At 71.2% G+C, this 23,772-nt stretch carries 22 protein-coding genes; 12 read left to right on the top strand and 10 right to left on the bottom strand.

The window, feature by feature from the left end; translation table 11 throughout:
- Nucleotides 1-5: 5 nt before the first annotated feature.
- The 4 genes from QSK32_RS02580 to QSK32_RS02595 all read left to right on the top strand — a co-directional run bounded on the left by QSK32_RS02580 (nt 6) and on the right by QSK32_RS02595 (nt 2,108).
- Entirely contained in the window at nt 6-248 is a 243-nt protein-coding gene (locus QSK32_RS02580; RefSeq protein ID WP_045742994.1) for a hypothetical protein, read from the top strand.
- A 135-nt stretch (nt 249-383) separates the two neighbouring features.
- A complete protein-coding gene (gene tatA / locus QSK32_RS02585; RefSeq protein WP_045742954.1) occupies nt 384-767 on the top strand; it encodes a Sec-independent protein translocase subunit TatA in 384 nt (127 codons plus the stop codon).
- 9 nt (nt 768-776) lie between these two features.
- Nucleotides 777-1,736: a twin-arginine translocase subunit TatC gene (gene tatC, locus QSK32_RS02590; RefSeq protein ID WP_285471097.1), complete on the top strand. Its 960-nt coding sequence runs from the start codon at nt 777-779 to the stop codon at nt 1,734-1,736.
- A 165-nt stretch (nt 1,737-1,901) separates the two neighbouring features.
- Nucleotides 1,902-2,108 (top strand): hypothetical protein, encoded by a 207-nt coding sequence (locus QSK32_RS02595; protein ID WP_045742952.1) that lies wholly within the window; start codon nt 1,902-1,904, stop codon nt 2,106-2,108.
- Nucleotides 2,109-2,504: 396 nt separating this feature from the next.
- Here QSK32_RS02595 and QSK32_RS02600 read toward each other — a convergent pair whose 3' ends face one another.
- Nucleotides 2,505-3,254: an HAD family hydrolase gene (locus tag QSK32_RS02600; RefSeq protein WP_502872503.1), complete on the bottom strand. Its 750-nt coding sequence runs from the start codon at nt 3,252-3,254 to the stop codon at nt 2,505-2,507.
- A gap of 79 nt (nt 3,255-3,333) precedes the next feature.
- On the opposite strand from QSK32_RS02600, the gene QSK32_RS02605 reads away from it, so the two are divergent.
- From QSK32_RS02605 to QSK32_RS02620, 4 genes are all read left to right on the top strand, one after another.
- Nucleotides 3,334-6,096 carry a DEAD/DEAH box helicase gene (locus QSK32_RS02605; protein WP_045742951.1) on the top strand — a complete coding sequence of 921 codons (2,763 nt, stop codon included), beginning with the start codon at nt 3,334-3,336 and terminating at the stop codon, nt 6,094-6,096.
- A 369-nt stretch (nt 6,097-6,465) separates the two neighbouring features.
- Nucleotides 6,466-7,296, top strand: coding sequence for an ATP-binding protein (locus QSK32_RS02610; RefSeq protein ID WP_285471099.1), 831 nt, complete (start codon nt 6,466-6,468; stop codon nt 7,294-7,296).
- A 64-nt stretch (nt 7,297-7,360) separates the two neighbouring features.
- Nucleotides 7,361-7,705, top strand: coding sequence for an STAS domain-containing protein (locus QSK32_RS02615; protein ID WP_045742949.1), 345 nt, complete (start codon nt 7,361-7,363; stop codon nt 7,703-7,705).
- A 36-nt stretch (nt 7,706-7,741) separates the two neighbouring features.
- A complete protein-coding gene (locus QSK32_RS02620; protein ID WP_285471100.1) occupies nt 7,742-9,685 on the top strand; it encodes an alpha amylase C-terminal domain-containing protein in 1,944 nt (647 codons plus the stop codon).
- Here QSK32_RS02620 and QSK32_RS02625 read toward each other — a convergent pair.
- Genes QSK32_RS02625 through QSK32_RS02640 form a run of 4 tightly spaced genes read right to left on the bottom strand, consistent with a single transcriptional unit; the run spans nt 9,657 to nt 13,101 of the window.
- Entirely contained in the window at nt 9,657-10,310 is a 654-nt protein-coding gene (locus QSK32_RS02625; RefSeq protein ID WP_285471101.1) for a hypothetical protein, read from the bottom strand. The two genes, QSK32_RS02620 and QSK32_RS02625, sit on opposite strands and share 29 nt — an antisense overlap.
- Before the next feature lie 10 nt (nt 10,311-10,320).
- On the bottom strand, nt 10,321-10,701 hold the full coding sequence (locus QSK32_RS02630; protein ID WP_045742946.1) for a VOC family protein: 381 nt from the start codon (nt 10,699-10,701) through the stop codon (nt 10,321-10,323).
- Between the two features lie 4 nt (nt 10,702-10,705).
- Nucleotides 10,706-12,430, bottom strand: coding sequence for an AMP-dependent synthetase/ligase (locus QSK32_RS02635; protein WP_285471102.1), 1,725 nt, complete (start codon nt 12,428-12,430; stop codon nt 10,706-10,708).
- Nucleotides 12,431-12,432: 2 nt separating this feature from the next.
- The gene (locus QSK32_RS02640) at nt 12,433-13,101 is read right to left on the bottom strand and encodes a TetR/AcrR family transcriptional regulator (RefSeq protein ID WP_045742944.1); all 669 of its coding nucleotides are present in this window, start codon (nt 13,099-13,101) and stop codon (nt 12,433-12,435) included.
- Between the two features lie 88 nt (nt 13,102-13,189).
- Between QSK32_RS02640 and QSK32_RS02645 the strand changes: the two genes are divergently transcribed.
- Nucleotides 13,190-13,993: an inositol monophosphatase family protein gene (locus QSK32_RS02645; RefSeq protein WP_285471103.1), complete on the top strand. Its 804-nt coding sequence runs from the start codon at nt 13,190-13,192 to the stop codon at nt 13,991-13,993.
- 18 nt (nt 13,994-14,011) lie between these two features.
- On the top strand, nt 14,012-15,271 hold the full coding sequence (locus QSK32_RS02650; RefSeq protein WP_285471104.1) for a DUF3500 domain-containing protein: 1,260 nt from the start codon (nt 14,012-14,014) through the stop codon (nt 15,269-15,271).
- Between the two features lie 52 nt (nt 15,272-15,323).
- Here QSK32_RS02650 and QSK32_RS02655 read toward each other — a convergent pair whose 3' ends face one another.
- The gene (locus tag QSK32_RS02655) at nt 15,324-16,157 is read right to left on the bottom strand and encodes an alpha/beta fold hydrolase (RefSeq protein ID WP_045742941.1); all 834 of its coding nucleotides are present in this window, start codon (nt 16,155-16,157) and stop codon (nt 15,324-15,326) included.
- A gap of 99 nt (nt 16,158-16,256) precedes the next feature.
- Nucleotides 16,257-18,509 (bottom strand): ATP-binding protein, encoded by a 2,253-nt coding sequence (locus QSK32_RS02660; protein ID WP_245673979.1) that lies wholly within the window; start codon nt 18,507-18,509, stop codon nt 16,257-16,259.
- Nucleotides 18,510-18,769: 260 nt separating this feature from the next.
- On the opposite strand from QSK32_RS02660, the gene QSK32_RS02665 reads away from it, so the two are divergent.
- Both QSK32_RS02665 and QSK32_RS02670 read left to right on the top strand, forming a co-directional pair.
- A complete protein-coding gene (locus tag QSK32_RS02665) occupies nt 18,770-19,315 on the top strand; it encodes a phospholipase (RefSeq protein WP_285471105.1) in 546 nt (181 codons plus the stop codon).
- Nucleotides 19,316-19,384: 69 nt separating this feature from the next.
- Complete coding sequence (locus QSK32_RS02670) at nt 19,385-19,924, top strand: snapalysin family zinc-dependent metalloprotease (RefSeq protein ID WP_285471106.1); 540 nt, start codon at nt 19,385-19,387, stop codon at nt 19,922-19,924.
- A 45-nt stretch (nt 19,925-19,969) separates the two neighbouring features.
- Here QSK32_RS02670 and QSK32_RS02675 read toward each other — a convergent pair whose 3' ends face one another.
- From QSK32_RS02675 to QSK32_RS02685, 3 genes are read right to left on the bottom strand one after another with little or no spacing between them, the layout of a single operon-like run.
- Entirely contained in the window at nt 19,970-20,659 is a 690-nt protein-coding gene (locus tag QSK32_RS02675) for an FHA domain-containing protein (RefSeq protein WP_045742938.1), read from the bottom strand.
- A complete protein-coding gene (locus tag QSK32_RS02680; RefSeq protein ID WP_045742937.1) occupies nt 20,656-21,921 on the bottom strand; it encodes a vWA domain-containing protein in 1,266 nt (421 codons plus the stop codon). The genes QSK32_RS02675 and QSK32_RS02680 overlap by 4 nt, the downstream gene beginning before the upstream one ends.
- 9 nt (nt 21,922-21,930) lie before the next feature.
- Nucleotides 21,931-23,253, bottom strand: coding sequence for a PP2C family protein-serine/threonine phosphatase (locus QSK32_RS02685; RefSeq protein ID WP_285471107.1), 1,323 nt, complete (start codon nt 23,251-23,253; stop codon nt 21,931-21,933).
- Nucleotides 23,254-23,772: the final 519 nt, after the last annotated feature.

Genomic DNA, 23,772 nt, shown 5'->3' on the forward strand with positions numbered 1-23,772 from the left:
TGCTGATGTGGGTCTGGATCGCCGTCGGAGTGATCGCGCTGTTCATCCTGGTCTGGTGCGGTCTGCGCCTGTTGGGCCGGTTGTCCGAGTTGCGCCGTGCTGCAGTCAAGCTGCAGCGCCGCCAGGAAGAGGCGATGGTGCTGCAGGCCGGCGCCGAGAAGCTGCAGCGGACCGTCCTGCAGGTGCAGGAGCGGGCCGAACGCATGCAGGAGAAGGTCGCCACGATCCAGGCGGGGCTGGGACGATGAACAGTGGGAGAAACCCCGTTTGACAGCAGACACTTAGCGAGATCGTAAGAAACCCGGGCCATCCGGTGGGCATCATCGACGGAATCCACACGTACGATGGACCGGCCACCTGATCCGACCGACTGGAGTCATCCCATGGGCGCCCTCAAGCCATGGCACATCATCGTTCTCGTCGTCGTGCTCGTGCTGCTGTTCGGCGCGAAGCGACTGCCGGACGCGGCGCGTTCCCTCGGACGCTCGCTGCGGATCATCAAGGCGGAGACCAAGGGTCTCGTCGACGACAACAACAGTGCCGACCCCAACCTCGCGGAGAAAGCGGACGCGCAGCACGGGCGCACACCGCTGCAGGGTGAGGTGCACCAGCCCTACCAGCAGCAGCCCGGCTACCAGCAGACGCCGCCCGCGGGCTACCAGCAGCCGCAGGGCTACCAGCAGACCCCGCCGCCGGCCGGCTACCAGCAGGCGCAGCCCGCCCCGCAGCCGTTCGTCGACCCGGTGCAGCGCACCAACGACCGCTGACCCGAGTCGATGGCACTGAGCCTGCGCCCCAAATCAAAGGGACCCTCGAAGTTCGAGCAGGCCGCCGACGGCTCCATGACGCTCATCGAGCATGTCCGGGAGCTGCGTAACCGCCTGTTCATCGCCTCGGCGGCGGTCGTCGTCGGCCTGATCGTCGGCTTCATCATCTCGAAGTGGACCTTCGAGATCTTGAAAGCGCCGTACTGCGATCTGCCGAGCTCTACCAGCGACTCCACCGGGAGTTGTGAGTTCATCACGCTCGCGGTGACCGACCAGCTCATGCTGCGACTGAAGATCGCGCTCTGGGTGGGCCTGATCGTGGCGGCACCGGTCTGGCTCTACCAGCTCTGGGCCTTCGTCGCGCCCGGCCTGCACCGTCACGAGCGCAAATGGGCCTACGTCTTCGTCGCCCTCGCGACGCCGTTGTTCCTCGGTGGCGCCGTCCTCGCCTACTTCGTGATCGGCCACAGCCTGGCCTTCATCATGGAGGCCGGTGTCATCGGGGAGCCGACCAAACTCGAGGTCACGTCCTACGTCGGCTTCGTGATGAACATGCTGTTGCTGTTCGGCGCGGCCTTCGAGTTCCCGCTCCTGTTGCTTATGCTGAACTTCACTGGGGTGGTTAGCGCCCCTCGGCTGCTCAGCTGGTGGCGTGCGGTGGTCTTTCTGGCGTTCGCGTTTGCGGCGATCGCCACTCCCGACCCCGGCCCCTTCGGCATGACGCTGCTGGCAGCGTGTATCTCGTTGCTGTACTTCATTGCCGTCGGTGTCGCCTTCATCTACGACAAGCGCATGGGACGTGGCAAGGAGATCTACGCGGGACTGGACGACGACGCGGTCTCGCCGCTCGCGGAGGAACGCGTGCCGGTCGGCGCGTCCGACCCGGTGGAGGCCCCGACAGCGGTCGAGGCGCCCGCCCCGGTGGACAAGCCGCAGTCGCTGGAGCGCCGCTACGACGACATGACATGACCTGACGGTCGGTGACGAGGGCACCCATCGCGGTGCCGGTCGAACCCCTGTGGGGGAGACCGGCACCGCGATGTGCTTTCCGCAGGTCAATTGCGGTTCGGGTGCAATACGGTTGCCGGGCGGTGCGCGGGGTCAGATTCTTCGTCGCGGGCCGATCGTGGTGGCATGTCGATGAGCCCGATCAACAGCAGCACGCCGTCGTTCAGCTCGATGGCGTCGTCGATCCTCGGCAACGCCCGTCACGCCTTCAGGGCGATGGCGGCGGCCGCGACGACCGCACCGGAGGTCCAGTCCGAACCGAAGGAACCACTGGCCCCGCCTCGGACGAGCCGGCCCGGCCGTCAGGGCACCATGGTCGACAAGTACATCTAGACACGCGCCGTGGTCACGGTGCGAAGCCCGTCCGCGTGTTGACTTCAGGCGCACTGGGCGCCCGAAGTCGTCACACCTGTGGTGGGTGTGGTGTTTTCGGGCGCGCTGGGCGCCCGAAGTCGTCACACCTGTGGTGGTGTGGTGAATTGGGGCGCTCAGCACGCCCGAAAACACCACACCCACAACAGCGTGGTGATTTCGGGCGTCCAGCGCGCCCGTATTCACCACACCACCAGGGGTGTGGTGAATTGGGGCGTCCAGCGCGCCCGAAGTCACCACGCGGATGGGTTTCGCACCCTGACCACGAAACGTGCCTAGAGGAGTGGCGAATCCGCTGACCCGGCCCTGTTCAGCCGACGAACCGGACCCGTCAGCCCGTCAGCCCGCTCGGCTCGTTCAGCCCGCGAAGCCGGCCAGCGCCAGCGTGGCGCCCAGGCCGTTGGTGCGGCCCGGCTCGGCAGCCGGCAGGACCAGGGCGGCACAGCCCGCCGCCACCGCGCCCGCGTCGGCCGGGCTGTCACCGACCATCAGGGTGCGTTCCGGGTCGGCGCCCAGCATGCCGCAGGCGCGCAGGAAGATCGCCGGATCGGGTTTGGTGCGTCCCACCTCGTAACTGAGGGCGTACGCGTCGACCAGCCCGTCCAGCCCCCACGCCGCGAACAGGGGACGGATGTCGAAACCGATGTTGCTGACCACGCCGACCTTGACGCCACCGGCGTGCAGGCGTCGCAGGGTCGGCTCGGTGTCCGGGTAGGGCAGCCAGCCCGCCGGGACGAGCAACCGGTCGTACAGCGCGTCGGCGAGACCGGCCACGTCGGTGTGCACGGTCGCGGCCAGACCGGTGTAGGCGGCGCGGTGGCTGTGCGCGTACAGATCGCGGTCGGCCCAGTCCTCGGCGAGGTGCGGCGGCACCCGGTGCGGCAGGGGACCGCCGGCGCGCCCGGCGGTCAGCAGCCGGTCGGCGAGGATCGTCGCCTTGCCCCGGTCGAGGGTGGTCCCGCAGGTGGCGGCGGCCGCCAGAACCCAGCTGACCGGGTCTTCCACCTGGGCCAGCGTGCCGTGGAAGTCGAAGAGCACCGCCTCCACCGGTCGTACGGTATGTGGTGGGTGATCGGTCTTCTCGTTGACATCCGGCACGCCGTGCACCTTACCGAGGCCGCCGGAGCGACCCGACGGCCACATACCGTGTCGCAAATTGTCATATCCACGAACTAGCCTGGTGGTCATGACTAGTCCCGCCGAACGATATGCGGAATCACAGCGGCGGGCGGCGCGGGTCGCGGCCTTCCCGGCCCTCGAGGACTTCATGCTCGACGTGGGCTTCGACCTGGACGATTTCCAGCGTGAGGCCTGTGAGGTCCTGGAGCGCGGCAACGGGGTCCTGGTGTGTGCGCCGACGGGCGCCGGCAAGACCGTGGTGGGTGAGTTCGCGGTGCATCTGGCGCTGCGCGACGGGGCACGCAAGTGCTTCTACACCACCCCGATCAAGGCGCTGTCCAATCAGAAATACCACGATCTGGTGGCTCGGTACGGTGCGGACAAGGTCGGTCTGCTGACCGGCGACAACACGATCAACGGCGATGCCCCGGTGGTGGTGATGACCACCGAGGTGCTGCGCAACATGCTCTACTCCGGCTCCGAGCAGCTGCGCAACCTGGCGTATGTGGTGATGGACGAGGTGCACTACCTCGCCGACCGGTTCCGTGGCGCCGTCTGGGAAGAGGTGATCATCCACCTGCCCTCCTCGGTGACGCTGGTCTCACTGTCCGCGACGGTGAGCAACTACGAGGAGTTCGCCGACTGGCTGGTCACCGTCCGCGGCGAGACCGAGGTGGTGGTCAGCGAGCACCGGCCGGTGCCGCTGTGGCAGCACATGCTGGTCGGCCGCCGGATGTTCGACCTGTTCCACGACGCCGACGCGGCGAAGAAACACGACGTGCACCCGGAGCTGCTGCGCTACACCCGGGAGATGGACCGGCGGCTGGAGCTGACCGACCGGTCCGGCGGGTGGAACGGGCGGGGCGGCAACCGGACCCGCCGCTGGCAGCCGCCACCCCGGGCCGAGGTCGTCGACCGGCTGGAACGCGCCGGCCTGCTGCCGGCGATCCTGTTCATCTTCAGCCGGGCGGGGTGCGCCGCCGCGGTGCAGCAGTGCCTGGCGGCCGGCCTGCGGCTGACCGATGCCGACGAGCGGGCCGAGATCCGGCGCATCGTGTCGGCCAAGGTGGCGAACATCCCGGCTGAGGACCTCTCCGTGCTGGGCTACTGGGAGTGGCTCGACGGGCTGGAGCGCGGGGTCGCCGCCCACCATGCCGGCATGCTTCCCGCCTTCAAGGAGGCGGTCGAGGAGTGTTTCGTGCGGGGCCTGGTCAAGGCGGTCTTCGCCACCGAGACCCTGGCGCTGGGCATCAACATGCCGGCCCGCTGCGTCGTGCTCGAACGGCTGGTCAAGTTCAACGGTGAGGCGCACGTCGACCTGACCCCGGGGGAGTACACCCAGCTGACCGGCCGGGCCGGGCGCCGCGGCATCGACGTCGAGGGTCACGCCGTGGTCCTCTGGAGCCCGGACATCGACCCGCGGCAGGTGGCCGGCCTCGCCTCCACGCGCACGTTCCCGCTGCGGTCGTCGTTTCGTCCGTCGTACAACATGGCGGTGAACCTGGTCGGCACGGTCGGTGCGGACAAGTCCCGGGAGCTGCTGGAGTCCAGCTTCGCGCAGTTCCAGGCGGACCGGTCGGTGGTCGGTCTGGCGCGGCAGGTGCAGCGCAACGTCGAGACCATGGAGACGTATGGGTCGGACGGCGCCTGCCACCACGGCGACTTCGACGAGTATTTCGCGATCCGGGTCGCCATCGCCGACCGGGAGAAGTCGCTGTCCCGCCAGGGCGTGCAGCAGCGCCGGTCGGCGGCGGTCTCGTCGCTGGAACGGCTGCGTGCCGGTGACGTGATCCGGGTGCCGCAGGGCCGCCGGGCCGGCCTGGCCGTGGTGGTCGAGCCGGCGACCGGCGGGTTCGGTGAGCCGCGGCCGCTGGTGCTGACCCAGGACCGGTGGGCCGGCCGGATCGGGCCGGGCGACTTCGGGGGTGCCGCCGAGGTGCTGGCGCATCTGCGGGTGCCGAAGAGTTTCAACCCCCGCTCGCCCGCGTCCCGCCGTGACCTGGCCGCGCAGGTGTCCGCGACCGGACTGGACCGGCACCCGGACCGCCGGCGGTCCGGCCGCAGCAAGGGCAACCCCGGTGAGGACGCCGAGGTGGCCCTGCTCAAGGTGCGGATGCGGCAGCACCCGTGCCACGCCTGCCCGGAGCGGGAGGACCACGCCCGCTTCGCCGAGCGCCGGCACCGCCTGTCGCGGGACACCGACGCGCTGCGTGACAAGGTGGCCGGCCGCACCGGCTCGCTGGCCCGCACCTTCGACCAGGTGTGCGCGGTGCTGACCGCCCGGGGCTATCTCTCCTCCGACGGTGAGGTCACCGAGGACGGCCGGATGCTCGGCCGGATCTGGTCCGAGGCCGACCTGCTGATCGCCGAGTGCCTGCGGCAGGGTGTCTGGGACGGTCTGGCCCCGGACGAGTTGGCCGCCGCGGTGTCGATGGTGCTCTACGAGTCGCGCCGCGAGGGGGAGGACCGGGCCTCCGTGCCGAAGGGCCCGATCACCGCTGCGGTGGATTCCTGCGCCAAGCTCTGGGGGGAGATCGCCGCCGACGAGGCGGAGCACGGGCTGTCGCTGACCCGGGAACCCGACCCCGGTTTCGTGTGGCCGATGTTCCGCTGGGCCCGGGGTGAACCGCTGGCCAAGGTGCTGGCCAGCGGCAACCAGCACGACACGGACATGCCCGCCGGTGACTTCGTGCGCTGGGCGCGGCAGGTGCTCGACCTGCTGGGCCAGATCCGGGAGGCGTCGGCCGCGTCGCCGAGCGTCAAGGCGACGGCCCGCAAGGCGGTGACAGCGGTCAACCGGGGTGTGCTGGCGTTGCAGGGCGGCCAGTAGGGCTCTTCCGCGGCGGCATGCGTTTACGGGCCGTCGCCGGGGGAAGGAACATGAGTGGTGTTCGGGCTCGCGACAACGACGTCGCGGGCTCGCCGCCCATCCGTGTCGCGTCGCGACGCCGGTGTGAGGTCTCGGAACGGCCCCGGTTCGGACTGTCGGGCCAGGTGGTCAGCCGGTGTGAGGTCTCGGTACGGCCCAGGCTCGGACTGTCGGGCCAGGTGGTCAACCGGTGTGAGGTCTCGGAACGGCCCCGGTCCGGGGCGGTGATCGTGGCGGATGGTGAATCTCCGTTGACGAGATCTTCCGGAAAAATCAAGAATTGCGACGGCAGTGATTGATATCGCTGATTGCGTCGGCCGGAGGAAGGACATGAGCGCGGGCTCACCGCATCTGATCGGATGGTCCGGTGACACGAGATCGGAGTCGGTGCTGGCGGTCATCGACGCGGACACCTCGGTCATCGAGTTCACTGTCTGGGGCGTGTGGGACAGGACGCTCTCCGTCCAGGCGCGCACCGTCGTCGACAAGTGTCTCGCCGAACACCCCACCGCCCTGATCATCGACCTGCACGAGTTGAGTGACCCGCACGCGGTCAGCGCGCCGCTCTGGCTCACCGCCTGCGCGCAGGGTGCCGCCATGCACCCGCCGGTCGCCGTGGCGGTCTGTCTCGCCCCGGATGATCCGCTGGCGGGTCGCCTGCGCAGGCTCGGGGGCCGCGACTGGCTGGTGCTGTACGCGACCGTCCCGCAGGCCCGTGACGCGCTCGCCGGGTGCCGGACGCTGCCCGGCCGGCTGCACCTGGTGCTCCCGCCGGATCCGGCCAGTGCGGTGCAGGCCCGGGCACTGGTCACCGAGGCCTGCTCCGGCTGGGACCTGCGGCACCTGGGGGAACGTTCCCGGCTCGTCGTCTCCGAACTGGTGGTGAACGCCGCCGAACACGCCGGCACCGACATCGAGGTGACGGTCTCCCCGCGCGGTGCGGGGACGGCCTCCGCCGTGCACCTGGCCGTCTACGACGGGGACTCCGACCTGCCCCGGCTGCGCGAGCCGGTGCCCGGGCCGCTCGGCCCGTCACTGGTGGACCGGGGGCTCGGCCTGCGGATCGTCGGCGCCGCGGCCTCTTCGTGGGGCGCGCTGCCGGCCCGCAGCGGCAAACTGGTCTGGGCGATCGTCCGGTCCCGCCCGGAGGTGCCAGCATGACCGGCGATGCGACGACACCCGCCACCGGCGCGAGTGGGAGTGGGTGCGGAGAAGGGGTCCGCGCGTGAGCGCGGGCGCCACCCGGATCGCCGGCGCCCGTGACGGGGACCGGCTGCTGATCACGCTGCAGGGCAGCCTGGACGCGATGTCCGCCGAGGCGCTGCAGTCCCAGCTCTACGATCTCACCCAGGTGCAGGACCTGATCGGGCTGGGCGCCCCGGTTCGGCAGATCCACATCGACGTCGCCGGCGTGGACTTCTGCGACGCCGCCGGTCTGCGGATGCTCGTGGCGGCCCGGCGGGTGGCCGAGGCGCGGCAGGCGACCTGTCACCTTCACGACCCGCAGCCGCATCTGCGCTGGTTGCTGCTCGCCACGAACGCGGCCGGCCTGTTCCACCTCGACGGTTGAGCCCATCGATCTCCCGGCGCTTCTACCGTACGGGGTATGGCGGCCTCACAGGAGCACATCACGGCGGCGACCCCGCGCGGGTCGGTCCTGGTGGACGGCGGCGCGACGTTCCGGTTCTGGGCGCCGGCCGCGCGCAGTGTCCACATCTCGTTCCACGGTGTCTTCGACCATCGCCCGGTGCCGGAGGAGGAGCTGGTGTTCCGGCCGGAGACCGGGGACTGGACCGGGTTCTTCGCCGGCGTCACGGCGGGGACGAAATACCGCTTCTATGTGGTGGGCGACGGCGGCGAGGGCTTCAAACGTGACCCTTACGCGCGGGAGCTGGAACTGTACGGCTATCCGGAGTGTGACGCCCTGGTCGTCGACGATCGCGCCTATCCGTGGCACGACCACGGCTGGACGTCGCCGGACTTCGCCGATCTGATCGTGTACCAGTTCCACGTCGGGGTGTTCTCGGCGGCCGACGCGCACGGGCGGGACCGGCGGGCGCACCGGACGGCGAAGTTGCTGGATGCCGTGCAGCGTGTGCCGTACCTCGCCGATCTGGGCGTGACCGCCGTGCAGCCGCTGCCGGTGGTGGAGTTCCAGGGGGAGTGGAGTCTGGGCTACAACGGGACCGACCTGTTCAGTCCGGAGATGGACTACTGCGTCGACCCGCAGGCGCTGCCGCCCTACCTGGAGGCGGTGAACGACCTGCTGGCCGCCCGGGGTGCCGGCCCGCTCAAGCACGAGGAGCTGGCCGGGCAGGCCAACCAGTTGAAGGCGTTCGTCGACGTCTGCCACCTGTACGGCATCGCGGTGATCCTGGACGTCGTCTACAACCACGCGGGCGGCGGCCTCGATCCGCAGAGCCTGGACTACGTGGATTTCCCGGCCGATCCGGGCGGGCACAACAACGCCTACTTCTCGGGGGCGGGCTGGGCCGGCGGGCGGGTGTTCGCGTTCGGCCGGCCTCAGGTGCGGGAGTTCCTCACCGACAACGCGCTGATGTTCCTCACCGACCATCACGCGGACGGTCTGCGCTTCGACGAGGTGTCGGTGATCGACGCGATGGGTGGCTGGTCGTTCTGTCAGGAGATGACGGGCGTGCTGCGGGATCGGGTGCCGTCGGCGGCGCTGATCGCCGAGTATTGGGCGGAGCATCCGTGGCTGGCGGTGCAGCGGCCCCCGGCCGGGATGGGCTTCACCATCGGGTATTCCGACCGGTTGCGCACGGCCGTGCGGGACGTGCTGGGTGCGGTTGCCGGCGGTGCTCACGCGTACGCGAAGATCTTCCGTCTGGCGGAGGGCCTGCGGCGGCCGGACCACCTGGAGGCATCGTGGCAGGCCTATCACTGCGTGGAGAACCACGACCTGGTCCTGGACATGGACGATCACCGTGCGCCGCGGATCGCCCGGCTGGCTGACGCCACCGACCCCCGGTCGTGGTACGCGCGAAGCCGTTCCCGGGTGGCCACCGCCCTGCTGCTGACCGCCCCCGGCGTGCCGATGATCTTCATGGGCCAGGAGTTCCTCGAGGACAAACTGTGGTCGGACAGTCCCGGCCGCACCGGCCGGCTGATCTGGTGGGACGGCGCGTTCGGGGCGGACCGCCACATGGCGGACTTCCTGCGCTTCACCCGGGACCTCATCGGGGTACGCCGTGCGTTGCCCGCCCTGCGTGGCGAGGGGCTGAACGTCTTCTCCGTCGACGAGCGCAACCGGGTGCTGGCGTTCCACCGTTGGGTGCCCGGCCGGGGGCAGGACGTCGTGGTGGTGCTGACGCTGAGTGAGTCGACGCTGCGCGGGTACCGTCTCGGGCTGCCGCTGGCGGGACGCTGGCACGAGGTGTTCAACAGCGACTACTACGACCACTGTCCGAATCCGATCGTCGCCGGGAACGCCGGGGCGGTGCCCGCGGACGGCCCGGCGATGCACGGTTTCGGACAGTCGGCGGAGCTGACCGTGCCGGCTAACGGGCTGCTGGTGCTGCGACGGTGACCGGCTCGCCGTGCCGGCTGAACGTGGTGACCACCGTCGTGCCGCCGACGGTCTCCATGGCCAGCGAGGTCAGCCGGCCGGCGTCGTCGGTGGCCGCCACGAACGTCACCGGCGCCGTGCCCGTGACGGCGCCCAGCGCGCCGGCAGCGCCCACCGGCAGGTACGACTCGTCGTCGGAACGCAGGCGGACGAGGTAGGAGTGCGGGCCGTCGGTGCGAACGTCCGTCACGTGCTCGATGAGCCGGGACAGTCCGGTCGGGTCGGTCGCCTCGGTCCCGGCGGCGGTGCGGTGTCCCCACCGGGGGGAACCGGCGCTGCGGGTCCATATGTCGTCTTCGACGATGATCTGCCGCGTGGTGTGCGCGGTTTGGCCGTTGCCGATCGAGGATGTCTCGTCGCACCGCCGGGTCGTGGCGTCGTAGGTGCCGGAAGCGGCGATCGTCAGATCGATCCCGTCGAACTCGACCGCGTACGCGAAGGGCGCGTCCCGGAGCCGCGTCAACAGCGCGACGAACCCGCCGGTGACCACCGGATAGGACGGCTCCGGACTGGCCTGTGGCCTCGGCGGGCCGCAGGCGGCGGTGGGCAGCAGAACAGCGAGGATCAATGCGGAGCGGCGCAGCACATCGATGATCTTAGGGCCAGGTGCGCGCCTGCGCGTCGAACAGCTCCTGCGCACTCTGCACCGGGACGACGCAGAACAGGTGGCCGCCCGGCGCCCGCAGCGTCTTGTGACCGCCGTGGTCGGCGACCATCGTGGCGCCCAGGGCGAGCAGCCGGGCCGTCTCGGCCGGCACGTCGTCGGTCTCCAGGTCGAGGTGGTACCGGGGTTCGCCGCCGATCGCCTGCACGTCGACGGCCAGGCCGGGGAACGCCGCGTGCAGGGCGATGAACTCCTCCTCGCCGGGGACGGGTTTCGCGCTCGTGCCGAACGCCCCGGCCCAGAAGTCGGCGGCTCCGGCCGCCTCGCCCGTCGGGGTGTCGATGAAGATGCCGAAGAGGCGGCTGCGATGCATGGTCCTATGTGTACATGCTGTCGAGCTGTTCGCGGTAGCGCTGCTCGACGACACGGCGGCGCAGTTTCAGCGACGGGGTGAGTTCGCCCTGGTCGATCGCGAGGTGGTGATCGAGCACGGTGAACTTCTTGATCGTCTCCCAGGGGTTGAGGTCGGCGTTCAGCCGGTCGATACAAGCCGAGATCTCGTGTCGTATCTCATCGGACTGCGAAATCGCGGAGAAGTCGGAACCGAGGCCTCGCTTCGCCGCCTCGTCCGGATCGAGATCGATCAACGCGGTGACGAACTTCCGATTGTCGCCGTGCACGATCACCTGACCGACCAGCGGGCACAGCGCCTTGATCCGCGCCTCCACCGCCCCCGGCGCCACGTATTTCCCGTTCGACGTCTTGATCAGGTCCTTCTTGCGGTCGGTGACGCGCAGCGACCCACGTTCGGTGATCTCCCCGATGTCCCCGGTCCGCAGCCACCCGTCCCGCAGAGTGTCGTCCGACGGCAGCCCGTGATAGCCGCTCATCAGCCCCGGCCCTTTGAGCAGGATCTCCCCGTCCTCGGCGATCGTCACCCGGGTTCCCGGCAGTGGTCGTCCCACCGTGCCGTACTCCACCGCCCGCGGCCGGTTGAACACCGTCGTCGCGCACGACTCGGTCAGCCCGTAACCCTCCGCGACCGGGAGCCCGACCGCGTCGAACCACGCCGCGATGTCCGGTGACAGGGCGGACGCCCCGCAGATGAAATACCGCATCCGGCCGCCGAACCGGTCCCGCACCTTGGACAGCACCAGCCGGTCCGCGATCACGTTCGTGTGCCCGGCCTTGATCGCCCAGGTGAGGAGCCGGCCCCGGATGCCGCCGGTCGCGGTCACCGCCGCGTACACCTTCTCGAAGATCCGTGGCACGGCCGGCATGATCGTCGGACGGACCTCGCCGAGACGCCTCACGATCGCGCTCACGTCGCCGTCCACCGCGAACTCGAAACCGACCGACAGCTGGCAGGAGAGCAGCGCCTTGCCGAACGCGTGTGACAGCGGCAGCCACAGGTAGGCCACGTCGCCGGGGCCGACGATCCCCATCGCCTCGATGGCCAGCCCCTGGTAGACCCACGCGGAGTGCGGGATGCACACGCCCTTCGGTGTGCCGGTCGTCCCGGAGGTGTAGATCAGCGTCGCCAGGTGGTCCGGCGCGATCGCCGCGGTGCTGCGGTCGACCAGCTCCGGATCGGCGGCGAGCGCCTCCCGCCCGCGCTCGCGCAGCCGCGCGAGGGTGTCGCCGTCACCGTCGATGACGATCACGTGTTCGACGTGCGGCCGAACCTTCTCGGCCAGCGCGGCGTCCTCGACGATCGCGATCCGGCTGCCGGAATCGGTCAGGATGTGGGCGATCTCCTCCGCCGACGAGGACGGGTAGACCGTGGTGGTGGCGCCGCCCGCGCACATCACCCCGAAGTCGGCCTCGATCCACTCGACCCGGGTCGGCGCGGCGATCGCCACCCGGTCCTGCGGGCGCAACCCCAGTTCGAGGAGTCCCGCGGCGATCTCCCGGACCGCCTGCGCGGTCTCGGCCCACGTCTGGGCACGCCAGGTGCCGTCGGCTGCGGGCCGCCGATAGGAGAATCCCTCGGGGGTACGCCGTGCGCGTTCCAGGAACATCGCGCCGAAGGACGCCGGGGCGTTCCGCTGGAGGTCGGCGAGCAGGGTCTCCTCGGCGTCCGGGGCCGCGCAGGTCACCATGGTCAATTCCCTTCGTGGTGCGGTCCGGCGTCCACCAGGCGGCAGAGCCAGCCGGACAGTTCGCCGGTCAGGGCCGGCAGATCGGGCGCGGGATCCGCGTCCAGGGCGTCCGAGGCGATCTGGCGCAGCGCGTAGATCGCCCCGATGTAGGCGCTCAGCGGTACCCCGGCGCCGGTGCCGGGGAAACGCTGCTCCCGCAGGTCGCGGATGAACGTGGCGAGCTGGGTGATGGCGGCGCGGCGGCGTTCGCGGGCGGGCCGGCCGAGCCCGTCCATCTCGACCTGGAAGGCCCGGGCCGCGACCAGGTCCCGCTGCAGTGTCCGCAGGTAGGACCCGACGAAGTCGTGGATGCAGCCGGCCCAGTCGACGGCGGCCGCGCCGCTGGCGGCCAGGTGTTCGAGGAACACCGCGATGAACCGGTCGTACGCCTCGTTGACGCAGGCGTCCTTGTCGGCGAAGAACTCGTAGAACGCGGCCCGCGACACCGCCGCCTCGGAGCAGATCTCGCGCACCCCGAACCCGCGGTGGCCGGCCCCGGCGAGCAGCTCGGTCGCGGCGATCAGGATCCGCTCGCGTTGGGCGGCGGTGACCTGGTCGCGGCTGAGCACGTGGCGGCCCCGGGGCAGGGTCGGCGGCGTGGTGAAGACGATGCCGCTCGCGATCCGGTCCACAGGGTTCCTATCGAAGTACGCGGTGTTACTCCAACTTTCCCACGCTGTTCCACCGTCACGGGACAACCCCGGGGCAAGGATGGGTGACGTGACAGCGAACCGAACACTGCAGACACACCCCGACCTGACACTCGCCCGGGACGCCGCGCTGGCCGGGGCGCAGGAGGCGATGCGGCACTTCGCGGCCCTCGACGGCCTGCCGCGCGAGGTCAAGGCCGACGGCAGCGTGGTCACCCGGGCCGACCGGGCGGTCGAGGCCCGGATCCGCGAGGTGCTGACCGCGGCCCGCCCGGACGACGCGATCCTCGGCGAGGAGGAGGGCGAGACCGGGACCGGTGGCCGTCGCTGGATCCTCGACCCGATCGACGGGACGGCGCTGTTCGTCGAGGGCGACGACCGCTGGCTGGTGCTGGTCGCCCTCGAGGAACAGGGCGAGATCACCGCGGGCGTGGCCGTGGTGCCGGCGCAGGGGCGGATCTGGTGGGCGTCGCGGGGTGCCGGAGCCTACGAGGCGACGGTCCGGGACGGCCGGATCGAGGAGCAGGTACGTCTCGGCGGCGCGGACGACGGGCCACGGGAGGTGGCGGGGAGCCGGCTCGGAGTCGTACCCCAATGGGACCGTGAGGTGGCCGACCGGCTGATCGCGGTCGCCGACGAGCGGCCCTGGCCGCTGCATCCGCCGCTGCTCGTGGCCCGCGGTGAACTGGATCTGGCGGTGCAGACGTGCGGGTCGATCTGGGACTTCGCAGCGATCTCACTGATCGTGACCGAGGCCGGTGGCCACTACCGGGGGTTCGACGGGCGGGAGAACCCCGCGGCGGGACCGGGGTTGTACGCCCGTAACGCGGCGTTGCGCGACGAAGCGCTGGTTCTGGTCCGAAAACCCGGATAAGTCACTAAAGTCCAGAGCGTGCGCAATCGGGGAAATCGTCTGGCCGCCGGGATGCTGACCGGCGTCGTCCTTCTCACCGCGGCGGCCTGCGGGAGCAGCGACGACGACAAGGACACCAGCACCAGCGCCACCTCCGCGACGGTGAAGTCCTACGACAAGTCGGTCGCGGGGGTGGTGGAGGCGGCCAACGCGTTCCTGGCCACCCTCGACGACACCGAGAAGGCCGCGGTGAACCTGGAGTTCACCCAGGCCAACGCGGTGGCCTGGTCGAACCTGCCGTGCGGGTCGTCGTGCCGGCCCGGCATCCGGTTCGGGTCGCTCGACGACGAGGAACTCGCCGCGGCCAAGAGCGTACTGATGACGGCACTCGGCACCGGGACCTCCAGCGGCTACAACCGGGTCACCCAGATCCTGCTCGCCGACGACTACCTGGGGAGCATCCAGGGATCCAGCGGCGCGAGCGGCGGTCCGGGCGGTGGCGGGGACATGCCGTCCGGCGGCCCGGACGGCGGCATGTCCGGCGGGCCCGGCGGTGGGATGTCCGGTGGCCCCGGCGGCGGGATGTCGGGAGGGCCGGGCGGCGGTGCCATGCCGTCCGGTGGCGGCATGGGCAGCGCGGACAGCGGCTACTCCAGCGACACCTACTTCATGGCGTTCCTCGGCACCCCCAGCGCCGACGGCACCTGGCAGCTGCACTTCGGCGGCCATCACCTCGCCGTCGACATGACCTACAAGGCGGGCCAGGTCGCCGGGGCGTCGCCGTTCTTCGTCGGCGTCGAACCCACCAGCTGGACCGCCGACTCCACCGAGCACGCGCCGCTCGAGGACATGAAGACCGCGCTGCTGGCGATGACCGGCAGCCTCAGCGAAGCCGAACAGAAGAAGGCGAAGCTGTCGCAGACCTTCACCGACGTGCTGGTCGGCCCGGGAGAGGACGGCCGGTTCCCGGCCACCAAGCAGGGTCTGGCGGCCGGCTCCCTCACCGACGAGCAGAAGAAACTGGTCCTGGCCGCGGTGGAGCCGTGGGTGGCGGGCGCCGACGACGCGACCGCGGCGACCCTGATGAGCACGTACGAGTCCGAGCTGGACAAGACCTACATCGGCTGGTCCGGCACCACCGGCCTGACGGCGCACGCCGATTACGTGCGGATCGACGGGCCCAGCGTGTGGGTGGAGTTCGTCTGCCAGAACGGCATCGTCATCCAGGACCAGATCCACTACCACACGGTCTACCGCGACCACACCCGCGACTACGGCGGCGAGTTCACCTTCTCCTGAGCCCCCGCCGGGCCCGGCTCCCCTGAGACGCCGGGTCCGGCGAGGGACGCGATCAGGCGTTGTACGAGTTCAGGAACGCCAGCAGGTCGTTGTTGAGCTGCTCCTTGTGGGTGTCGGTGATGCCGTGCGGCGCACCCGCGTACACCTTCAGCTCGGCGTCCTTGATCAACGCGGCCGACGCCTGACCGCCCACCTCGAACGGCACGACCTGGTCGTCGTCACCGTGGACGACCAGCGTGGGCACGTCGAACTTGGCCAGGTCACCCCGGAAGTCGGTGGCCGAGAACGCGGCGATCGACTCGTAGGCGTTGCGGGCGCCGGCCGCCATGCCCTGCAGCCAGAACGTGTCCTGCCAGCCCTGCGACACCTGCGCGCCGGGGCGGTTGGCGCCGAAGAACGGGCCGGACGCGAGATCCTTGTACAGCTGCGCGCGGTCGGCCAGCGAACCCGCCCGCAGGCCGTCGAAGACGTCGATCGGCACGCCGCCCGGGTTGTCGTCGGTCTTCAGCATCAGCGGCGGGACGGCGGAGACCAGTACGGCCTGCGCGACCCGGGCCGTGCCGTGGTTGCCGATGTAGCGGGAGATCTCGCCGCCACCGGTGGAGAAGCCGACCAGGGTGACGTCGCGCAGGTCGAGGTGCTCGATCACGGCGGCCAGATCGGCGGCGTACGTGTCCATCTCGTTGCCGTGCCAGGTCTGCTCGGACTTGCCGTGGCCGCGACGGTCGTGGGCGATCACACGGTAGCCGTTGCTCGCCAGGAACAGCTGCTGCGCCTCCCAGCTGTCCGAGTTGAGCGGCCAGCCGTGGCTGAGCACGACCGGACGGCCCGCACCCCAGTCCTTGAAGTAGATCTGCGTGCCGTCGGAGGTGGTGACGAAGCCCATGGTGATCCCTTCGAGGGGCGGCGCAGGGGTGCGCCGCCTTCCCCTTCATGGAACCAGCGGGAGGGTGACGGGACCATGCAGAAAAATATGCAGAACCCGTCAGCCCTCGAGCGCGGCCAGACCGGAGCGGGCCAGTTCGAGACGGCTGCTGTGCATGTGCGGGGTCTCGGACAGCAGTTGCTCCGCGCGGGCCAGGTCGGCGCGGGCCTGGGCCGCCGCACCCATGGCGGCCCGGATCCGGCCGAACGTCAGGTACACCTGACCGAGCATGCTCGGGTCGCCGAACTGCCGGGCCAGGGGCAGGGCCCGATCCGCCTCGGCCAGCGCCTCCTCCCAGCGGCCCAGGTCGAGCAGCGCCTCGGCGGCGAAGGCGTGCGACCCGGTGCGGGCGCCCAGCGCGGGCCGCGGTGCCACCGGGTGGACCGCCAGCTCCCGGATCGTCGACCGGTACATCTCCAGGGCCTCCTCATGCCGGCCCAGGGAGGCGAGCAACAGGCCGATGCCCTGGAACTGCTGGATGTAGTTGTCGTACTCGCCGATCTCCGCGGCCAGCCGCTGGGCCTCGGAGTAGGCCTCCAGCGCCCGTTCCACCTCGCCGGCGTACCGGTGGGCGGTGCCGATGTAGTGCAGCGCCCACGCCTGCTCCTTGCGGTCGCCGATCTCGGCGGCGAGCCGGTAGGCGTCCCTGGCGATCGCGCCGCCCTCGCTGACCCGGTGCGCGGCGTGGGTGGCCGCCCAGGAGAAGTAGTTGATGTGGGCGACCTCCTGATGCCGGTCGGGCAGCCGGGCCGCCGCGGCGCGGGACAGGCCGTACACCTCGTACCAGCCCTCCCAGAAGATCATCGTGTCGGAGAACCAGTGCAGCGCCTCGGCGACGTCCACCACCAGCTGGTCCTCGCCCCAGCCGGCGGCGGCGCGCAGCGCACCGAGCCAGTTGTCCGCCTCGGCCTGCAGCCAGTCACCGGACTCCTCGGCGGTGGCCAGCGGGATCAGCCCGGCCCAGCCGTCGGCGAGACAGCCGTAGGCGGGTTCGAACCACCGTCCGGCCACGATCGTCGTGTCCAGCAGCCACCGGGCCAGTCGCCGTTCGGTCTCGGCGCGACTGCCGGGCGGCTCCTCGATGCGCAGGCGCTCCGTCGCGTACAACCGGATCAGGTCGTGGAATCGGTAGCGGGCGCTGCCCGCCGGCTCGAGTTGCAGCAACCCCAGATCGACGAGGTCGTCGAGGCCGTCCGCGGCCTCGGCCGGGTCGATCTCGGCGAGCACCGCGGCGATCTCCGGCGAGAAGCTCGGTCCGGGCACGTGTGCGAGCCGGCGGAACAGGGCCCGGGCCGGTTCGGAGAGCTGGGCGTGCGAGAGCGCGAAGGCGGCGGCCACCCCGGTGTCGCCGACGGTGAGGGCGGCCAGGCGGCGGTCGGCGTCGGCGAGCCGGTCGGCGAGGTGCTCGACGGTCCAGGCCGGGCGGGTGGCGAGCCGGGTGCCGGCGATCCGCAGGGCCAGCGGCAGATGCCCGCACAGGCGCGACACCGAGGCCACCGCGTCGTCCGCGTCCGGTCCGGCGGCCTGCGCGGCGATGGCCCGCAGCAGCCCGGCCGACTCGGCCGGTTCGAGCGGGTCCAGGGCGAGCCGCAGCACGCCCTCCAGGCCACCGAGTACGCGGCGGCTGGTCACCACGACCAGGCCCGGGCCGTCGCCGGGCAGCAGCGGCCGGACCTGGGCCTCGTTCGCCGCGTTGTCCAGGATCAGCAGGCAGCGTCGCTCCCGCAGCACCGCCCGCAACTGGCTGGACCGGTCCTCGACACTCTCGGCGATCTGCCGGGGACTGATCTCCAGCGCGCGCAGCAACCGGGTCAGCGCCTCACCGGCCGGCACCGGATCGTCGCCGGTGCCGCGCAGGTCCAGGTAGAACCGGCCGTCGGGACAGCGGTCGCGCAGCTCGTCGGCGAGCCGCACGGCGAACGCGGTCTTGCCCAGGCCGGCCTGCCCGTGCACCACCACGACCGGGGCGGGTGCGTCGGCCCGGTCCTGGTCCGCGTGCCGGGCGGCGGCCGCCAGCTCACCGGCCCGTCCGACGAAGTCACCGACGCCGCGGGGGAGTTCACACCATCGGGGGCGTCCGGCGCCGGTCGGCGACCGGCTCTCCCGCGCGGCCTCACCGAGCTCATCCCGCTGCCGCGCGTCCAGGCCGAGTGCTTCGGCGAGGGCAGCGAGGGTACGCGCCTGCGGCGCCCTGCTGTGACCGCGTTCCATGTCGCTGATCGCCCGGGCGCTGACGCCGGAGACCTCGGCCAGCTGCTCCATCGTCATCCCGGCCGCCTGACGCACCGCGCGCAGGCGGGAACCGAACCCCACCTTGCCAACCTCCTGGAACCCGATCGGCCTGTCATGAAATCACATCCGGGACTTCCGGCACTTGTGGCAGGACGTGGTGACCGTCACCCGGTCCGGGGCCGCGGCCCGATTCGGCGCGTACCGGCAAATCATGTGCCCGGACCGGCGGGGGCTCCCCGGGGGATGCCCAGACTGGGTGGCCGGTCCGGCTCTTCTGCCGGATGCGGCGTCACGCGTCCCTTATCGTCGGTTTCCTCCCTCTTCTTGTCTCAGGAGTCAGGATGACCCGTGCCGCGTCCCGCCGTCCCCTGATCACCGGGTTCCTCGCCGGCGTCCTCGTCCTCGGCGCGGCGGTGCCCGCCGCGGCCGCCACCCGGCCGCCGAAGCTCGAGGTCCTGGCATCGTTCACGCAGGCCGGCGCCGCGAGTTTCGCGGACTGGAACGCCGCCCGCAAGGATCGCGGCAAGTGGTCGTCGTACGACTTCGACTGGCGGACCGACCACTGCTCGCTCAGCCCGGACCGGCCGCTCGGTTTCGACTTCTCCCTGGCCTGCTGGCGACACGACTTCGGGTACCGCAACTACCGGGACGCCGGGCTGTTCGCCGAGGCGAAGGACCGTCTCGACACGGCCATGTACGCCGATCTGAAACGCGCGTGTGCCGGCTACGAGCGGCTGGAACGCCCGGCCTGCCTCAGTCTCGCGTGGACGTATTACCAGGCGGTGAAGTACTTCGGAACGCCGGCCGGGGTGACCGCCGCCGAACTCAAGGAGGCTGCCGAACTGTCATCAGCCGGACATGAGGCGGTAAACGGTATGACGCGTTAGATCGACGTACATCAATGCTTTTCCTAGGGTGGAAGGGACCGTTCCCGGAAATCCCCCAAGGAGACAGCCATGATCTCGAGACGTCTGGCCGGTCTGCTCGCCCTCGCCGCAGCCCTCACCGGGGTGCAGGTGGCCGCGGCGGAACCGGCCCGGGCCGCGACCCGCATCCTCTACTACGACGCGAGCCAGGCCCAGGAATTCGTGTCCGTGGTCAACCAGGGCGCCGCGATCTGGAACGCCAGTGTCACCAACGTCCGCCTCCAACCCGTGGCCTCCGGCCAGACCCCCAACATCCGGGTGTACGCCGACAACGGCTGGCCCCGGACGTACAGCACCTCACTCGGCAACGGGCGCTGGTACATGGGCCGTGAGGCGGTCGTCGACGGATACTCCCCGCCGCGGATCGCCGCCCACGAGTTCGGCCACATCCTCGGGCTGCCGGACAACCGCACCGGACTGTGCAGCGACCTGATGTCCGGCAGCAGTGCGCCGGTCAGCTGCACCAACGCCGACCCGAGCAGCCGCGAGGCGGCCACCGTGCAGGCCAACTTCGCCGGTTCGGTCACGGTGGCGCCGCGGACGTACGTGTGGGCCGGCCGGCAGGGGTGATCCCGCGGACGATCGATCGGCAGAGTCGTCGACGGCGGGGTGGGGTCAGGGCGCGTGCAGGGCGATCGTGGTCCATACGCCCACGTGCACCTGGTCGCCGTCCTTCAGGGCACGCGACTGGCCGGCCGTCAGCGGACGTTCCTCGTCGTTGACGTAGGTGCCGTTCGTCGAATTCAGGTCGGACACCAGCCACACCCCGTCCACGCTCAGCGTGAGCAGCGCGTGGTTGTGCGAGACACCCGGATCGGCCGGGGCCGTGGACAGATCCAGATCCGGGGCCGGTCCCGGAGCGGAACTGCTGCTCCGGCCGATCCGCACCTGCGGGGCGGGCAGCACGACCGTCCGCTCCGGGGCGTCCGCCGGGAACACCACGCCCTCGGCCACGTTCGCGTCGAAATAGGTGCGGTCGGCGAACACCGTTGCGGTCCACTGACCGGGGGGCCCGGCGGTGACCGGCGGCGGCGCGGCGAACTCCGGGACACGGCCGGTGTTGTGGTCGTACCCGCACTCCTCGCAGAACCGCCACATCGCCGTCCGCGGCGTGCCGCAGTTCGGGCACGGCACGATCGTCGGCGGACCGGTCACCTGCATCGACGGCTGACCGGTCACCTGCGCCGACGGGGTGCTGGGCAGCACCACCGTCGTCGGCGCGGAACCGGAGATCCGCGTCCCGCAGGTGTCGCAGAAGTCGCCCTCCCGCGACGGGTGACCCTTCGGGCAGACGTACGAGGTCACTGCGCCCGCCCGACACGTACCGTCTTGGTGGAACGGGTGTCCAGCGCCATCTCGTCCTCGGCGGCGACCTTGCGGCGCAGGCGGACCGTACCGGTCACCGCGTCGTCGATCTCCACCACCTTGGCCAGCAACTCCTCGGTGGCGGTGTTGCCGCTGCTGTGCGCGAGCTGCGCGGCCCGGCCGAACTTCATCGTCGCGGTCCGCTCGTCACCGGAGTCCCGGGCGGCCAGACCGGCCTGGATCACGTCGGCCAGCTCGGCCTGCCCGGTGTAGTGGGCCACCTGCCGGTTGATCCGCGTGGAGAGCGCGGTGTCCTCCGTCCACACCGCCCGGACCAGGGACTGCGCGTGCACGGTGTCACCCTCGACGATCGAGATCCGGGCGGCCAGCATCTCGTCGCCGGCCGCACCCGCGGGCACGTCGACGCAGATGTGATAGTCCCGGCTCTCCGAACCCCAGGCGCCGAGCGGGTACCGGGCCGCGCGGGCGCCGTCGGCCACCCGCCTGCCGGTCAGGTCGGTCACCTCCGGCTCGACCTGCTTGACGAACCGGACCGTGCTGTTCACCGGCGTCCACACCTTGAGCTGCACGTCCGCGCTGGTCTTGCCCATCGCGGCGGTCATCATCCGCTGGAACGCGGCAGCCAGGTCAGCGGGCCGGGCCACGATGTCGACGGTACCCAGCATCGCCGAGGCGATCTTGCGGAGCTCGGAGACCTTCCAGTCGGTGCCGACACCCCGGCAGTCGCAGGTGAACTTGCCGGCGATCGACGTCAGCACGCTCTCCAGGTAACCCTGGCGCTCCCCGTTGTCGCCGTCGGTCAGCAGGATGGCATGCGCGATGTCGCCCGGACGCTGCGCGAACAGCTGCGCGGCGAGCAGCAGCCAGGCGCCCATCGCGGTGCCGCCGCTGGCCTGCAGCCGGTCGACGGCCGCGGAGGCGGCGGCCCGGGTGGCGGGCGACGCCACCGCGAGCTGCCCCGGATCCGGGAACAGCTGCTGCGCGGTGCCCACCCCGGCGATGATCGCGAAGTGGACGCCGTCGTCGATGCAGTCCACGGCGGCCTTCGCAGCCTGCCGGGCCGCGCCGATCCGGCCGTCGGCCTGCATCGACCCGGACGCGTCGACAATGATGATCTCGGTCGCCCCCCAGGTGCGGCGACCACCCTCGGCGCCGGTCGACGTGACCGTCACGATCGCGTTGACCTCGGTGGCGCCCAGCGGCAGGAACTCGTTCTGGAACGCCTCGGCGGTGTACGTCACTCGGACTCCTTACGCGGTGGGAACAGCGCCGGCCCGCCCCGCTGAGGGCTCGGGTCCGGCGGTCTCGGCTGCGGTCTCATCGTTGGCGGCCGGCTCGTTCAGGGCCGGTTCGCCGGCTTCCGGCGTGTTCGCGGCCGGGTCTTTCGCGGTCTGATCGGGGGCGGTCTCGTGCGTACCCCGATCATCGATCTTGCTCTGATCTGATCCGGTCTGCTCGGCGGCAGCCGCGGCGGGGGCGACCGGGACGAGCGCGACCGTGATGTTGTCGGACCCGCCCGCCGCGTTCGCGAACGCGACCAGCTCACGGGCGGCGTCGAGCAGCGGCGACGGCCCGGAGGCGATGTCCAGACAGTCCCGCACCACGTCGGCGAAGTCCTCCGCGTCCGGCAGGTAGTTCCACAGACCGTCGCTGCACAGGACCAGCATTCCCGGGGCGGTGGCGGTGAACGCACCCATCCGGGGCCGGACCGGCCCGGCGTCCGCACCCAGCCAGGCGGTGATCGCATGCGCCTTCGGATCGTTCATCGCCACCCGGGGGTCCACGCCCATCGAGATGACGTGCTGCGCCCACGAGTCGTCCTCGGTGAGCTGCTCGGCCGGCCCGTACGGTCCGATCCAGTAGGCCCGGCTGTCCCCGACCCACCCGAACCCGACATGCGGCCCGCGCACCGCGGCGGCCACGATCGTGCAGGCCGGGTTGGAGGCGGCCCGCCGGGGATCCCCGTTGTTCACCAGCGCCGCCACCGCGTCCGCGGCAGCCCCGATAGCCGCCGCGACCACCTCGGCGATCACCACCGCCGGCTCGGCAGCCTTCCCGGCCGTGTCCGTGTCCGCGTCCGTGCCCGTGCCCGTGCCCGTGCCCGTGCCCGTGCCCGTGTCCGTGTCCGCGTCCGCGGCCTCGGCCTCGGCAGAACCGTTGCCGGCAGCACCGACCACCTCAGCTACCACCACCGCCGGCCCGGCAGCCTTCCCGCCGGAACCCGCGGCGGTCTCCTCCACCGCGGCAGGAGTCACGGCGTCCGCTGCCACGGCGTCCGCTGCCGCCGCGCCCGCTGATCCGGACAGAGCCGGCTCAGCGGATCGGGCGGGCGGGGCCGGGTGCGGAGCGGCGGAGAGGAGTTCGCCGGCGGCGCGGGCGGCCGCGTCCGAAGCGGCATCCGGGTCGTAGGAGGCCGAGACACCGTCGCAGACCACCACGTCGGCGGCGGCCTGTCCGACGGCGAGCCACATCGCGTCCTCGTTGCGGTGGTGGCGGCGTCCCCGGTCGCTCACCGCCGCGGCCACCGGCCCGCCGTCCGCCTCGATGTGGTCGCGGGGACGGCCGGCCAGCATGCCGCATTCCTCGCAGTACCGGTCCGAGCCCACGCTTCCCGCCGCCCCGCAGTGCGGGCAGCTCCGGCCGGTGCGTGGCCGCCCGGGATTCCCCACCGTTCCCGCAGGCTTCCCGGACTCTGCAGACCCGCTCGTCCCGCTCGGCTCCCGCTGCTCCGTCTCCTCGACATCCCCGCCCGGCCCGGTCGAACTCACGGCCTCAGCCTCGGCCTCGGTGCCGGTCTCGGCCCCGATCGCTTCGTCACCATCCACGTCGGCCTCGGCGTCCACGTCGGCCTCGGCGCTCGCCTCCGGTTCGGCGTCTGTGTCAGGCTCCGACTCGGGCGGGGTCTCCTTGGGCGCGGCGGCGCCGGACTCGGTGGTCGCGGTGGCTTCAGCGGTATCAACGGTGATGGCGGTATCCGCGGCTGTGGACCCAACCGCTGTGGACCCAACCGCTGTGGCGTCAGCGGCTGTGGACTCAGCGGCTGTGGCGTCAGCGGCTGTGGACTCAGCGGTGGCTGACCTGGCGGCAGGATC

The sequence above is a fragment of the Actinoplanes sp. NBRC 101535 genome, from assembly GCF_030269225.1.
Classification (GTDB): Bacteria; Actinomycetota; Actinomycetes; order Mycobacteriales; family Micromonosporaceae; genus Actinoplanes; species Actinoplanes rectilineatus.

Coding starts and splice junctions, on each gene's coding strand:
- QSK32_RS02580 (WP_045742994.1), top strand. CDS start 6: ATGTGGGTCTGGATCGCCGTCGGAGTGATCGCGCTGTTCATCCTGGTC.
- QSK32_RS02655 (WP_045742941.1), bottom strand. CDS start 16,157: ATGGGCTTCGTCACCACCTCCGACGGCACGCAGATCTACTTCAAGGAC.
- QSK32_RS02665 (WP_285471105.1), top strand. CDS start 18,770: ATGACCCGTGCCGCGTCCCGCCGTCCCCTGATCACCGGGTTCCTCGCC.
- tatC (WP_285471097.1), top strand. CDS start 777: ATGGCACTGAGCCTGCGCCCCAAATCAAAGGGACCCTCGAAGTTCGAG.
- QSK32_RS02610 (WP_285471099.1), top strand. CDS start 6,466: ATGAGCGCGGGCTCACCGCATCTGATCGGATGGTCCGGTGACACGAGA.
- QSK32_RS02620 (WP_285471100.1), top strand. CDS start 7,742: ATGGCGGCCTCACAGGAGCACATCACGGCGGCGACCCCGCGCGGGTCG.
- QSK32_RS02595 (WP_045742952.1), top strand. CDS start 1,902: ATGTCGATGAGCCCGATCAACAGCAGCACGCCGTCGTTCAGCTCGATG.
- QSK32_RS02670 (WP_285471106.1), top strand. CDS start 19,385: ATGATCTCGAGACGTCTGGCCGGTCTGCTCGCCCTCGCCGCAGCCCTC.
- QSK32_RS02605 (WP_045742951.1), top strand. CDS start 3,334: ATGACTAGTCCCGCCGAACGATATGCGGAATCACAGCGGCGGGCGGCG.
- QSK32_RS02630 (WP_045742946.1), bottom strand. CDS start 10,701: ATGCATCGCAGCCGCCTCTTCGGCATCTTCATCGACACCCCGACGGGC.
- QSK32_RS02685 (WP_285471107.1), bottom strand. CDS start 23,253: ATGCTGGCCGGCCGTCCCCGCGACCACATCGAGGCGGACGGCGGGCCG.
- tatA (WP_045742954.1), top strand. CDS start 384: ATGGGCGCCCTCAAGCCATGGCACATCATCGTTCTCGTCGTCGTGCTC.
- QSK32_RS02635 (WP_285471102.1), bottom strand. CDS start 12,430: ATGGTGACCTGCGCGGCCCCGGACGCCGAGGAGACCCTGCTCGCCGAC.